This is a genomic window from Streptomyces sp. NPDC015139 (genome assembly GCF_043079785.1).
Lineage (GTDB): Bacteria > Actinomycetota > Actinomycetes > Streptomycetales > Streptomycetaceae > Streptomyces > Streptomyces albidocamelliae.
Genome location: NZ_JBIBUW010000004.1, coordinates 137,888 through 150,925 on the forward strand (window position 1 = coordinate 137,888; position 13,038 = coordinate 150,925).

Annotated in this window: 14 protein-coding genes; 12 read left to right on the forward strand and 2 right to left on the reverse strand. The window is 72.0% G+C overall.

Annotated elements, in window-relative coordinates:
- The first annotated feature begins 128 nt into the window (after positions 1-128).
- Positions 129-1,256, forward strand: a complete 1,128-nt coding sequence (locus ACF08B_RS13010) for a ferrochelatase (protein ID WP_392317389.1) — start codon at positions 129-131, stop codon at positions 1,254-1,256.
- Positions 1,257-1,264: 8 nt separating this feature from the next.
- Positions 1,265-2,080, forward strand: coding sequence for an inositol monophosphatase family protein (locus tag ACF08B_RS13015; RefSeq protein ID WP_392317390.1), 816 nt, complete (start codon positions 1,265-1,267; stop codon positions 2,078-2,080).
- A 70-nt stretch (positions 2,081-2,150) separates the two neighbouring features.
- Here the strand turns inward: ACF08B_RS13015 and ACF08B_RS13020 are convergent, their stop codons facing one another.
- Positions 2,151-2,324, reverse strand: coding sequence for a hypothetical protein (locus ACF08B_RS13020; protein ID WP_176985545.1), 174 nt, complete (start codon positions 2,322-2,324; stop codon positions 2,151-2,153).
- 411 nt (positions 2,325-2,735) lie between these two features.
- On the opposite strand from ACF08B_RS13020, the gene ACF08B_RS13025 reads away from it, so the two are divergent.
- From ACF08B_RS13025 to ACF08B_RS13040, 4 genes are all read left to right on the forward strand, one after another.
- Positions 2,736-3,389, forward strand: coding sequence for a response regulator transcription factor (locus ACF08B_RS13025; RefSeq protein ID WP_003993508.1), 654 nt, complete (start codon positions 2,736-2,738; stop codon positions 3,387-3,389).
- Positions 3,390-3,395: 6 nt separating this feature from the next.
- On the forward strand, positions 3,396-4,643 hold the full coding sequence (locus ACF08B_RS13030) for a sensor histidine kinase (RefSeq protein ID WP_392317391.1): 1,248 nt from the start codon (positions 3,396-3,398) through the stop codon (positions 4,641-4,643).
- A gap of 393 nt (positions 4,644-5,036) precedes the next feature.
- Positions 5,037-5,333, forward strand: coding sequence for a DUF4193 domain-containing protein (locus tag ACF08B_RS13035; protein ID WP_005481602.1), 297 nt, complete (start codon positions 5,037-5,039; stop codon positions 5,331-5,333).
- 13 nt (positions 5,334-5,346) lie between these two features.
- Positions 5,347-6,261 carry a hypothetical protein gene (locus ACF08B_RS13040; RefSeq protein ID WP_392317392.1) on the forward strand — a complete coding sequence of 305 codons (915 nt, stop codon included), beginning with the start codon at positions 5,347-5,349 and terminating at the stop codon, positions 6,259-6,261.
- Here the strand turns inward: ACF08B_RS13040 and ACF08B_RS13045 are convergent.
- Positions 6,258-6,722 carry a DUF3093 domain-containing protein gene (locus tag ACF08B_RS13045; protein ID WP_073897633.1) on the reverse strand — a complete coding sequence of 155 codons (465 nt, stop codon included), beginning with the start codon at positions 6,720-6,722 and terminating at the stop codon, positions 6,258-6,260. The two genes, ACF08B_RS13040 and ACF08B_RS13045, sit on opposite strands and share 4 nt — an antisense overlap.
- Positions 6,723-6,836: 114 nt before the next feature.
- On the opposite strand from ACF08B_RS13045, the gene ACF08B_RS13050 reads away from it, so the two are divergent.
- The 6 genes from ACF08B_RS13050 (at position 6,837) to ACF08B_RS13075 (ending at position 13,006) form a co-directional block, all read left to right on the forward strand.
- A complete protein-coding gene (locus ACF08B_RS13050; RefSeq protein WP_073897632.1) occupies positions 6,837-7,421 on the forward strand; it encodes a PaaI family thioesterase in 585 nt (194 codons plus the stop codon).
- Entirely contained in the window at positions 7,418-7,978 is a 561-nt protein-coding gene (dut, locus tag ACF08B_RS13055) for a dUTP diphosphatase (RefSeq protein WP_073897631.1), read from the forward strand. Before ACF08B_RS13050 ends, dut begins: the two co-directional genes overlap by 4 nt.
- Before the next feature lies 1 nt (position 7,979).
- Positions 7,980-8,741, forward strand: coding sequence for a DUF3710 domain-containing protein (locus tag ACF08B_RS13060; protein WP_093697760.1), 762 nt, complete (start codon positions 7,980-7,982; stop codon positions 8,739-8,741).
- A 198-nt stretch (positions 8,742-8,939) separates the two neighbouring features.
- Complete coding sequence (locus tag ACF08B_RS13065) at positions 8,940-9,632, forward strand: ABC transporter ATP-binding protein (RefSeq protein WP_392317393.1); 693 nt, start codon at positions 8,940-8,942, stop codon at positions 9,630-9,632.
- 135 nt (positions 9,633-9,767) lie between these two features.
- Positions 9,768-12,323: an ATP-binding protein gene (locus tag ACF08B_RS13070; protein WP_392317394.1), complete on the forward strand. Its 2,556-nt coding sequence runs from the start codon at positions 9,768-9,770 to the stop codon at positions 12,321-12,323.
- Complete coding sequence (locus ACF08B_RS13075; protein ID WP_073897627.1) at positions 12,320-13,006, forward strand: response regulator; 687 nt, start codon at positions 12,320-12,322, stop codon at positions 13,004-13,006. The genes ACF08B_RS13070 and ACF08B_RS13075 overlap by 4 nt, the downstream gene beginning before the upstream one ends.
- Positions 13,007-13,038 lie beyond the last annotated feature (32 nt).

Below are 13,038 nucleotides of genomic sequence, written 5' to 3' on the forward strand. Positions count from 1 at the left end.
AGCTTACGAGTAAGGACACCCTAAGCGCACCCGAAAATACGGCAGGAAAAACCGTACTAAACCGTATGGAACTCGACTCTTCACCCTGCTGTTGCCCGCCCGTCAGCACGGGGTGGGAGGATCAAGACATGCCAGACGTGCTCGATGCCACTCCGTACGACGCCCTGCTCCTGCTCTCCTTCGGCGGTCCCGAAGGCCCGGACGACGTGGTCCCGTTCCTGGAGAACGTCACCCGCGGGCGCGGCATCCCGAAGGAACGCCTGAAGGAAGTCGGTCAGCACTACTTCCTGTTCGGCGGGGTCAGCCCCATCAACGACCAGAACCGCGCCCTGCTGGACGCCCTGCGCAAGGACTTCGCCGAGCACGGCCTGGACCTGCCGGTCTACTGGGGCAACCGCAACTGGGCGCCGTATCTGACGGACACCCTGCGCGAGATGGCGGCCGACGGCCGCCGGCGCGTTCTGGTCCTCGCCACCAGTGCCTACGCCTCCTACTCGGGCTGCCGCCAGTACCGCGAGAACCTCGCCGACGCCCTGGCCGCCCTGGAGGCCGAGGGAGTGGAGCCGCCGAGGGTCGACAAGCTCCGGCACTACTTCAACCACCCGGGCTTCGTCGAGCCGATGACCGACGGGGTGCTGCGCTCCCTCGCCGACCTCCCCGAGGACGTCCGGGCCGGCGCCCACATCGCCTTCACCACCCACTCCATCCCGACCGCCGCCGCCGACACCTCCGGCCCGGTCGAGGCGCACGGCGAGGGCGGGGCGTACGTCGAGCAGCACCTGGACGTGGCCCAGCTGATCGCCGACGCCGTCCGCGAGCGCACCGGTGCCGACCACCCCTGGCGGCTCGTCTACCAGTCCCGCTCGGGCGCCCCGCACATCCCGTGGCTGGAGCCGGACATCGTCGACCACCTGGAGGAGCTGCACGGCGCCGGCGTCCCGGCCGTCGTCATGGCCCCCATCGGCTTCGTCTCCGACCACATGGAGGTCCTCTACGACCTCGACACCGAGGCCACGGCCAGGGCCGGGGAGCTGGGCCTGCCGGTGCGCCGCTCGGCCACCGTGGGCGCCGACCCGCGGTTCGCCGCCGCGGTCCGCGAGCTCGTCGTGGAGCGCGCCACCGTGGAGCGCGGGCAGCGGGTCACCCCCTGCGCCCTCGGCCCCCTCGGCCCGAGCCACGACGTCTGCCCGGTCGGCTGCTGCCCGGCCCGCGCCCCCCGCCCGGCCGCCGCGGGCGCCGACAGCCCCTACGCGTGAGGAACCCCGTGACCGACGCCCTGCACCGGGAACTGCTCGACCTGGCCCAGGAGGCCGCCCGCCGCGCCGGCGAGCTGCTGCGGGACGGCCGCCCGGCCGACCTGGCCGTGGCGCGGACCAAGTCCAGCCCGATCGACGTGGTCACCGAGATGGACATCGCTGCCGAGAAGCTGATCACCGATCTCATCTCGGGCCACCGCCCCGACGACGGCTTCCTCGGCGAGGAGGGTGCCTCCGTCGAGGGCACGAGCGGCGTCCGCTGGGTGATCGACCCGCTCGACGGCACCGTGAACTACCTCTACGGACTGCCCACCTGGGCGGTGTCGGTGGCGGCCGAGCACGACGGCGAGACCGTGGCCGGCGTCGTCGCGGCGCCGATGCGCGGCGAGACGTACCACGCCGTACGCGGTGGCGGCGCGTGGGCCACGGGCGCGTGGGAGGGCGAGCGGGCGCTCGCCTGCCGGCCCGCGCCCCCGCTGGAGCAGGCCCTGGTCTCCACCGGCTTCAACTACGTCACCGAGGTCCGCGCCCACCAGGCCGAGGTGGCCGCCAGGCTGATCCCGCTGCTGCGGGACATCCGGCGCAGCGGCTCGGCCGCGGTCGACCTGTGCGACGTGGCCTGCGGCCGGCTGGACGGGTACTACGAGCGGGGACTCAACGCGTGGGACCACGCGGCGGGCGACCTGATCGCCCGGGAGGCGGGCGCGCTGACCGGCGGACGGCCCGGAGAGCGCCCCTCGCGGGAGCTCACCGTCGCGGGTGCGCCCGGCGTCTTCGAGCCCCTGCAGCGGCTGCTGGAGGACTTCGGGGCCTGGCACGACTGACCGGCACCGCGCACGCGAAGGGACCCCGGCGCTGGATTCGCCGGGGTCCCCTCTCGCGCTCTCGTGCCGATCAGACGCGTGTCGCGCCGACCTCCACACCGTGCTCGGCGGCGAGGCGGCGCAGGTCGTCGAGCTCTGCCTGCTCCACCTCGACGAGGAAGTCGTCGCCCTCGTCACGAGCCCGCGTCAGGTCGGTCTCGGTCGCCCTTATGCGCTGCAGAAGTCCTGCGGTGAAAGCGTCCATGCTGCGCCCCCTCGTCCAGGGTCGTGGGTAGGTGGCACGGGGGTGTGCCGTCAAGAAGGGGCGATCACGTTCCCGCAGGTGCCCGGCGCAGCCCTGCCGGGCGGCTACGGTGCCGGACACCCGCGCCCACTCTGCGCAAGCGGATCGGGGGGTACCGCATGGTGCTGCGGCACATGCAGAGCGTGATCGCGGGGTGTAAAGCCGTCCTCCCCCCGCTCCCTTCCCTGGAAACCTGAACCGGAGGAGAAAATCTCGTATTCCCGGGCCACCGCACGGATCCTCCGGCCCGGACCCCGCCTTACAGCCGACTTATGGCCGAAAAGGGCAGGATGGAGGTCACATCCCACGAACACCCCTGCCCGCACGCGCCCACATCGCGTCGCGCGGGTGGACACAGGAAGGACAAGCGACGTGCGCGTACTCGTCGTCGAGGACGAGCAGCTGCTCGCCGATGCCGTGGCCACCGGGCTGCGCCGGGAGGCCATGGCCGTCGACGTCGTGTACGACGGTGCGGCCGCCCTGGAGCGCATCGGCGTCAACGACTACGACGTGGTCGTCCTCGACCGCGACCTCCCGCTCGTGCACGGCGACGACGTCTGCCGCAAGATCGTCGAGCTGGGCATGCCCACGCGCGTGCTCATGCTCACCGCCTCCGGCGACGTCAGCGACCGCGTCGAGGGCCTGGAGATCGGCGCCGACGACTACCTGCCCAAGCCCTTCGCGTTCAGCGAGCTGATCGCGCGCGTGCGCGCCCTCGGCCGCCGTACGAGCGTCCCGCTGCCGCCCGTCCTGGAGCGGGCCGGCATCAAGCTCGACCCCAACCGCCGCGAGGTCTTCCGCGACGGCAAGGAGGTCCAGCTCGCGCCCAAGGAGTTCGCGGTCCTGGAGGTGCTGATGCGCAGCGAGGGCGCGGTCGTCTCCGCCGAGCAGCTGCTGGAGAAGGCGTGGGACGAGAACACCGACCCCTTCACCAACGTGGTGCGCGTGACGGTCATGACCCTGCGCCGCAAGCTCGGTGAGCCGCCCGTGATCGTCACGGTCCCCGGCTCCGGCTACCGGATCTGACCGGCCGTGGCCGCCACCCCCGCGCCCCCGCAGGCGCCGCCGAAGCCCACCTGGGACCCCAGGAGGCCGCAGCCTCCCTTCCCCTGGCTGCGCCCGACCATCCGCATACGGCTCACGCTGCTGTACGGCGGCATGTTCCTGATCGCCGGCATCCTGCTGCTGTCGATCATCTACCTGCTCGCCGCACAGGCGATCAACACCGGCAACCAGCCGCTGTTCAAGATCGTCAGCTTCCAGGAACTGAAGATCTCGTCCGACAGCTGCCCCGCGATCAACACCACCAAGCTGCCGCTGTCGGACTTCAAGGACGCCATCGCCCACTGCATGGACCAGCAGCGTCAGGCGGCCCTGGACGACCTGCTCAGCCGCTCGCTGCTGGCCCTTCTGGGCCTCGCGGTCATCGCCTTCGCGTTCGGTTACGCGATGGCGGGCCGGGTGCTGTCCCCGCTCGGCCGCATCACCCGCACCGCCCGCCAGGTCGCCGGCTCGGACCTGTCCCGCCGTATCGAGCTGGACGGCCCCGACGACGAGCTGAAGGAGCTGGCGGACACCTTCGACGACATGCTGGAGCGCCTCCAGCGGGCCTTCACCGCCCAGCAGCGCTTCGTCGGCAACGCCTCCCACGAGCTGCGCACCCCGCTCGCGATCAACCGCACGCTCCTCGAGGTGCACCTGTCGGACCCGAACGCGCCGATGGAGCTCCAGCAGCTCGGCAAGACGCTGCTGGCCACCAACGAGCGCAGCGAGCAGCTGGTCGAGGGCCTGCTGCTGCTCGCCCGCAGCGACAACCAGATCGTGGAGCGCAAGCCGGTCGACCTGGCCGAGGTCGCCACGCAGGCCGTCGACCAGGTGCACGGCGAGGCGGAGAGCAAGGGCGTGAAGATCCGCGGCGAGCGCAGGCCCGCCGTCGTGCAGGGCAACGGCGTGCTGCTGGAGCGGATCGCGCTGAACCTCGTGCAGAACGCGGTGCGCTACAACGTGGCGGAGGACGGCTGGGTCGAGGTCACCACCGAGGTCGAGCACGGGCAGGCGGTGCTCACCGTCTCGAACACCGGCCCGGTCGTGCCGGCGTACGAGGTCGACAACCTCTTCGAGCCCTTCCGGCGGCTCCGTACGGAGCGCACGGGCAGCGACAAGGGGGTCGGACTCGGACTGTCCATCGTCCGGTCCGTGGCCCGCGCGCACGGCGGTCACGTCGTCGCACAACCCCGGGAGGGCGGCGGCCTGGTGATGCGCGTCACCCTGCCGCTGTGATCGACGACCGACACACGCGGGGGATGTTCGCTTTGCGCGGAATTTCCTGGGGGCCGTTTGCGGTTGCCCTTGTGTGATCAATCACATGGGCGGATTTCAAGCCAGGTACTCTCCGTGATCATGACAGAAGGTGGAAAGCCGGGAAAGTCCTGGTTTTCAGGGCTCTTGATCACGGGAAGTACACGGTGAGGCGCCTTTGAGGTGCGACATTCAAACCGTGTACGGTCCTCACCGCCAACCAAGCCGATCACTCTCGGGAGGTCGGGTTGGATGTCGATTGAGTAACAGACCTTGATGTGAGGCAAAATCTCCGCCTCAGGTCGGGCACAAGTCCGGCCTCTCACGCGTTACGTGCGCTGGAGACACCGCAAACACCCAGAGGGGGAGAGCGATATGGCAACCGACTACGACACTCCACGCAAGACCGACGACGACGTCGACTCGGACAGCCTGGAAGAGCTGAAGGCCCGGCGGAACGACAAGTCCACCTCGGCCGTGGACGTCGACGAGTTCGAGGCCGCAGAGGGCCTGGAGCTGCCCGGCGCAGACCTCTCGAACGAGGAGCTGGCCGTCCGGGTGCTGCCCAAGCAGCAGGACGAGTTCACCTGCATGAGCTGCTTCCTGGTGCACCACCGCAGCCAGCTGGCCCGCGAGAAGAACGGCCAGCCGATCTGCCGCGACTGCGACTGAGGACGGGTCGGCCGTGACTGGCTCGACCCCTCCGCGGAAGCGCCGCTTCTCCTTGCGGAAAGCGGACCAAGGGCCGTCCGACGGCCCGCACGGCGCGCGTGACGACGAGCGGGGCTCATGGGATACGAGAGCCTCGCTCGAACCGGCGGCCGACCGGGAAGACCTGTCGGCGCCGGCTCGGCAGCCCGCGCCCGTCGCCCGGCGGCGGGCCGCGGCGGTGCGCGACAGAGCCCGGGACATGGCCCGGGAAGGGGCCCGTAAGGGCGGCAGCCGCGCTCGCGCGGGGCTCGGGTACCTCGCGGACCGGATCATCGAGATCGCCCCGCGGATCCCCGTACGCGACCTCGCGACCCTGCGCAGGCAGTTCCCGGGTCTCGGACCCGAGGAGATCGCCGACAGGCTGGTGGCGGGCGCCGCGGCCGGGACCTCGACGGTCGGGGCCGGGATCGGGGCCGCCGCCATGCTGCCGGTGCCGCCCGCCATGCCGACCGAACTGGCCGCGGAGATCACCGGGGTCGCCGCGATCGAGCTGAAGCTCATCGCGGAACTCCACGAGGTCTACGGCGTACGCCCGCCGGGGAACCTCAAGGTCCGCAGCACCGCGTATCTGTCCTCCTGGTCGGGGGAGCGCGGGATCGACGTGATGAAGCCGTCGACGTACGACACGGCCCTGGGCGGCCGCATGAAACGCGAACTGCGCCAGCAGATCATGAAGCGCATGGTCCGCGATCTGCCCAACCTGATGCCGTTCCTGGTCGGAGCCGCGGTGGGGGCCGTCATGAACCGGCGGGACACCCGAAGACTCGCGGGACGGATCCGCAAGGACCTGCGCAGGATCCAGGTCCCGTGGGACGAGCTGACCGAGCTGCCGCCCCTGGAGGAACCGGCGGAACCGTTCGGGATCGGCGAGCTGCCGAAGGAGCTCTAGGCGTTCGCGGTCCGGGCCGCCTCGATCGCGGCGGCCAGCCTCTCCGGCTCCCGCGTCGACAGGTACAGGTACGGCGTGGGGTCCTCCGGATCGGTGACCTCCACCTTCAGCGCCCCCGGGATGTAGGCCCGCAGCAGCAGGAAGGCGCGGGTGTCGGCCTTGTACGTCCGCCAGGCACGGGCCTCCTCCGCGTCCAGGACCTCCGAGGAACCGAGCGCCGACACCGGGATCTTCGCCTCCCCCGCGATCAGGGAGTCACCCACGACGCGGATGCGCGGGGAGCCGTAGGCGCTGGCCACCACCGCCGCGGCCGCCGTACCGCCCACCAGGCCGCCGAGCAGCGGCAGCGTGCCGAAGGGCAGCAGGATGAGCGCGAACGAGACACCCACGAGAAAGCTGATCAGCCACCACGAGCGGGGGGCGGTGAGGCGTTCTTCGTAGGGGGTGGCGGAGAGCTGCATGGAGCCAAGCTTGGCACGGGACGCGGTGCGGGCCCGAACCAGGGCGGGGCTGCCGCGCAGCCCCGCCGGGCACCGCGGTGGCGGGCGCCGGACGGACGGGTAAGGTCTGCGCCTGTGAGTGGTAGTTCCGCAGCTCTTCAGCCCCCCGCCGACGCGGTGAAACCGGTACGGCACCCCGACGCGCCCGCGCCCGGGGAACTCCTCGGCGCCCACTACGAACACTGTTTCGGTTGTGGTCCCGGGCAGCCGCACGGGCTGCACCTGGAGGCCCGCGCCGGCGACGGTGTCTCGCTGACCGCCGAGTTCGTCGTCCAGTCCGCCCACCAGGGCGCCCCCGGCCTCGCCCACGGCGGAGTGCTGGCCACGGCGCTGGACGAGACCCTCGGTTCGCTGAACTGGCTGCTGCGGACGATCGCCGTGACGGGACGGCTGGAGACCGACTTCGTGCGGCCCGTGCCGGTCGGCACCACGCTGCACCTGGAGGCCGAGGTCACCGCCGTCGCGGGGCGGAAGATCTACTCCACCGCCACCGGGCGCCTCGGGGGCCCCGACGGGCCGGTCGCGGTCCGTGCCGACGCCCTCTTCGTCGAGGTCAAGGTGGACCACTTCATCGACCACGGCCGCAAGGAGGAGATCCAGGCGGCCATGAGCGACCCGGACCAGGTCCGGCGTGCCCGGGCCTTCGAGGTGAACCCGTGAGCCGTGAGCCCCGCCGGGAACTCCCCGTGCAGATCCGGCGCGTCGATCCGGACGTACCGCTTCCGGCGTACGAGCACCCCGGGGACGCCGGCGCCGATCTGCGGACCACCGAGGCCCGCGAGCTCGCACCCGGTGAACGGGCCGTGCTGCCCACAGGTGTGTCGATCGCCCTCCCCGAGGGGTACGCGGCGTTCGTGCACCCGCGTTCCGGTCTCGCCGCCCGCTGCGGTGTCGCCCTCGTGAATGCCCCGGGGACGGTTGACGCCGGGTACCGTGGGGAGATCAAGGTGATCGTGGTGAATCTCGACCCGCGCGAGTCCGTGCGGTTCGAGCGCTTCGACCGGATCGCCCAACTGGTCGTCCAGCAGGTCGAGAGGGTCCGCTTCCAGGAGGTGGCGGAACTTCCCGGCTCCGCGCGGGCCGAAGGGGGCTTCGGGTCCACCGGTGGCCATGCCGCGGTGGGCGACGACAGCGGCACAAGCGGTCGGGCCGCCGAAGGCGGTTCGACGGGTGGGAATCGATACGCTTCGGTCGTATCCGACCGGGAAGGACAGTGACGTGTTCGGACGTCGCAACAAGAAGGGTGCCGCCGAGGACGCGGCCGGCGAGGCCGAGCAGGTCGTCGACAGCGTCGACACCGAGGCGGACGAGGAAGAGGCCGAGCGCGAGCGCGTCCGGCTGGAGCCGGAGCCCCGGCCCGACGGGCCGTGGGACAGCAGCGAGGTGCGCGACCCGAGCGAGGGCCGTGTGGACCTCGGCGGGCTGTTCATCCCGGGCGTCGACGGCATGGAACTCCGGGTGGAGGTCGCCGGGGACGCGATCGTCGCCGCGACCGTGGTCCTGCGCGACAGCGCCGTCCAGCTCCAGGCGTTCGCCGCGCCCAAGCGCGAGGGCATCTGGGGCGAGGTCCGCGAGGAGATCGGCTCCGGGATCACCCAGCAGGGCGGCATCATCGACGAGGTCGAGGGTCCGCTGGGCTGGGAGCTGCGCGCCCAGGTGCCGGTACAGCTGCCGGACGGCACGGGCGGCTTCCAGGTCGTGCGCTTCGTCGGCGTGGACGGCCCGCGCTGGTTCCTGCGCGGCGTGATCTCCGGGCAGGGCGCGGTGCAGCCGCAGGCCGCCGGGCTGCTGGAGCAGATCTTCCGGGACACGGTCGTGGTCCGCGGCGAGGGCCCGATGGCGCCCCGCGACCCGATCGTCCTGAAGCTGCCGAACGACGCCCAGATGGTTCCGGAGGGTGTCCAGCAGGAGGAGGGCTCGCGCTTCTCCGGCGGCATGGGCCAGCTGCAGCGCGGACCGGAGATCACCGAGGTCCGCTGACAGGCACGACGATCGAAGGGCCGTACCCCGAGGCGGGTGTGGCCCTTTCACCTGCGTGACCTCTCGACGGGTCAAGGCTTCACGGCACCCGGGAACCGAGACTGCCCCCTGTCCGAGCCCCCTGTCCGAACCGTTGATCCGCCGGGCGCCCGCGGCGATACTGGCGCCCGGTCCACGAGGGGCGGCGGGGGAGGCCACATGAGCCGGGTGCTCACCGAGACCATGGTGCGCGTCGAGAACGTCCACCGGTCGTACGGGCGGGGCGCCGCCGCCGTCCACGCCCTGCGCGGCGTCTCCTTCGAGGTGCCCCGCGGCGAGCTGGTCGCCGTCAAGGGCCGCTCCGGCTCCGGCAAGACCACCCTCCTCAACATCGTCGGCGGACTCGACACCCCCGACCGGGGGCGGGTCGAGGTCGACGGGCGGCAGCTGGGCGAGCTGGGCGAGCACGAGCTGCTGCGGCTGCGCCGGCACCGGATCGGGTTCGTCTTCCAGTCCTTCGGACTCATCCCGATCCTCACCGCGGCCGAGAACGTCGGCGTACCGCTGCGGCTGCGCCGGGCCGAGCCGCGCGAGCGCGAGGAGCGCGTCGAACTGCTGCTCTCCCTCGTCGGTCTCGCCGGCCACGCGACCCAGCGGCCCGGCGAGCTGTCCGGCGGCCAGCAGCAGCGGGTCGCCATCGCCCGCGCCCTCGCCAACCGCCCGGCCCTGCTGATCGCCGACGAACCGACCGGGCAGCTCGACGCCGAGACCGGGCACGCCGTGATGGAGCTGCTGCGGGCCGTCGTCCACAGCGAGCAGGTCACCGCCCTGGTCGCCACCCACGACGCGACCCTCCTGGACCTCGCCGACCGGGTGCTGGAGCTGCACGACGGCGAGATCGCCGGGCACTGAACCCCGACGGCCGCCAGGGACTCATCAGAGATGCGTCAATGTTGCCCGCGGCCCCCGCACCTGCCCTTTTTGTCGTGATTGCTGGCCGTAGGGTCGACGCTGCGCACGCAGGAGTCGGCGGAAGACAATGGGGCCATGGCACGCGGCAAGCTACGGATCTACCTCGGGGCGGCACCCGGCGTCGGCAAGACCTACGCCATGCTCTCCGAGGCGCACCGCCGTACCGAGCGGGGCACCGACTGCGTCGTCGCGTTCGTCGAGCACCACGGCCGGCCGCGCACCGAGGTGATGCTGCACGGCCTGGAGCAGGTGCCGCGCGCACAGCTGGAGTACCGGGGCGGCACCTTCGGCGAGATGGACGTCGACGCCGTACTGCGCCGGGCCCCCGCCGTGGCGCTGGTCGACGAACTCGCCCACACCAACATCCCCGGCTCCCGCAACGCCAAGCGCTGGCAGGACGTGCAGGAACTGCTCGCCGCCGGCATCGACGTCGTCTCCACCGTCAACATCCAGCACCTGGAGTCACTCGGCGACGTCGTCGAGTCCATCACCGGGGTGCGGCAGCGCGAGACCGTACCCGACGAGGTGGTGCGGCGGGCCGACCAGATCGAGCTGGTCGACATGTCCCCGCAGGCCCTGCGCCGCCGTATGGCGCACGGCAACATCTACCAGCCCGACAAGGTCGACGCGGCCCTGTCCAACTACTTCCGGCCCGGCAACCTCACCGCCCTGCGGGAGCTGGCCCTGCTGTGGGTCGCCGACCGGGTCGACGAGTACCTGAACGAGTACCGCAGCGAGCACCGGGTCTCCAGGATCTGGGGCTCCCGCGAGCGGATCGTCGTCGGGCTCACCGGCGGACCCGAGGGGCGCACGCTCATCCGCCGCGCCGCCCGGCTCGCCGAGAAGGGCGCCGGCGGCGAGGTCCTCGCCGTCTACATAGCCCGCAGCGACGGCCTCACCTCGGCCTCCCCGAAGGAGCTGGCCGTCCAGCGCACCCTCGTGGAGGACCTCGGCGGCACCTTCCACCACGTCGTCGGCGACGACATACCGGCCGCCCTGCTGGACTTCGCCCGGGGCGTCAACGCCACCCAGATCGTGCTGGGCTCCTCGCGCCGCAAGGCCTGGCAGTACGTCTTCGGGCCCGGCGTCGGCGCCACGGTCGCCCGCGAGTCCGGACCCGACCTCGACGTCCACATCGTCACCCACGAGGAGGTCGCCAAGGGCCGCGGACTGCCCGTCGCCCGGGGCGCGCGCCTCGGCCGGGCCCGCATCATCTGGGGCTGGGCGGTGGGCCTCGCCGGACCGGCCGTCCTCGCGGTGCTGCTGAACACCGTCGACCTCGGCCTCGCCAACGACATGCTGCTGTTCCTGGCCGTCACGGTCGCCGCGGCCCTCCTCGGCGGCCTGCTGCCGGCCCTCGTCTCCGCCGCGTTCGGCTCGCTGCTGCTGAACTACTTCTACACCCCGCCCCTGCACCGGCTGACCATCGCCGACCCCAAGAACATCGTCGCCATCGCGATCTTCTTCGGCGTCGGCATGTCCGTCGCCTCGGTGGTGGACCTCGCGGCCCGCCGCACCCACCAGGCCGCCCGGCTGCGCGCCGAGTCCGAGATCCTCTCCTTCCTCGCCGGCAACGTGCTGCGCGGCGAGACCAGCCTGGAGGAACTGCTGGAGCGGGTCCGGGAGACCTTCGGCATGGAGTCGGCCGCCCTGCTGGAACGGGCCGGCGACGTCGAGCCGTGGACCTGCGCCGGACGGGCCGGATTCGGCCCGGCGCTGGAGCGCCCCGAGGACGCCGACGTGGACATGCCCGTCGGCGACCACATGGCCCTCGCGCTCACCGGCCGGGTGCTGCCCGCGGAGGACCGGCGGGTGCTCGCCGCCTTCGCCGCCCAGGCCGCCGTCGCCCTCGACCGCAGGCGCCTGCAGGAGGAGGCCGACCAGGCCCGTACGCTCGCCGAGGGCAACCGCATCCGCACCGCCCTGCTGGCCGCCGTCAGCCACGACCTGCGCACGCCCCTGGCCGGCATCAAGGCCGCCGTCTCCTCCCTGCGCTCCGACGACGTGGCCTGGTCCGAGGAGGACCAGGCGGAGCTGCTGGAGGGCATCGAGGAGGGCGCCGACCGCCTCGACCACCTCGTCGGCAACCTCCTCGACATGTCCCGCCTCCAGACCGGCACCGTCACCCCGCTCATCCGCGAGATCGACGTCGACGAGGTGGTCCCGATGGCGCTCGGCGGCGTCCCCGAGGACAGCGTCGGCCTTGAGGTGCCCGAGACGCTGCCCATGGTCGCCGTCGACCCGGGGCTGCTGGAGCGGTCGGTGGCCAACCTCGTGGAGAACGCCGTCAAGTACAGCCCGCGCGGGCGCCGCGTCCTGGTGTCCGCCAGCGCCATGGCCGACCGGGTGGAGGTGCGCGTGGTCGACCGCGGCCCCGGCGTCCCGGACGAGGCCAAGGACCGCATCTTCGAACCCTTCCAGCGGTACGGTGACGCTCCGCGCGGCGCCGGGGTCGGACTCGGCCTCGCCGTGGCCCGCGGTTTCGCGGAGGCCATGGGCGGCACCCTGAACGCCGAGGACACGCCGGGCGGCGGGCTCACCATGGTGCTGAGCCTGCGCGCGGCAGGATCGCGTCCCGAGCGACTCCCCACCGGGGGGCACCTCACCGAACCGGAAAGGCAGATTCGATGACCCGGGTGCTCGTGGTCGACGACGAGCCGCAGATCGTGCGCGCCCTCGTGATCAACCTGAAGGCGCGCAAGTACGAGGTCGACGCGGCCCCCGACGGCAGGACCGCCCTCGAACTCGCCGCCTCCCGCCACCCCGACGTGGTCGTCCTCGACCTCGGACTGCCCGACATGGACGGTGTCGAGGTGATCAGGGGCCTGCGCGGCTGGACCCGCGTGCCGATCCTCGTGCTGTCCGCCCGGCACTCCTCCGACGAGAAGGTGCAGGCGCTGGACGCGGGCGCGGACGACTACGTCACCAAGCCCTTCGGCATGGACGAACTGCTGGCCCGGCTGCGGGCCGCCGTCCGACGGGCCGAGCCGGTCGGACCCGGCGAGGAGGACCTGACGGCCGTGGAGACCGCGGAGTTCACCGTCGACCTGGCTGCGAAGAAGGTCAACCGCGGCGGCAAGGACGTCCGCCTCACCCCGACCGAGTGGCACCTGCTGGAGGTGCTGGTCCGCAACACCGGCCGACTGGTCAGCCAGAAGCAGCTGCTCCAGGAGGTGTGGGGCCCCTCCTACGGGACGGAGACCAACTACCTGCGCGTCTACATGGCCCAGCTGCGACGCAAACTGGAGACGGACCCCTCCCACCCCGAGCACTTCATCACGGAACCGGGGATGGGGTACCGGTTCGAGAAGTGAGCTGGGCTACGGCGGTCTCGGTGTGCCCCGGT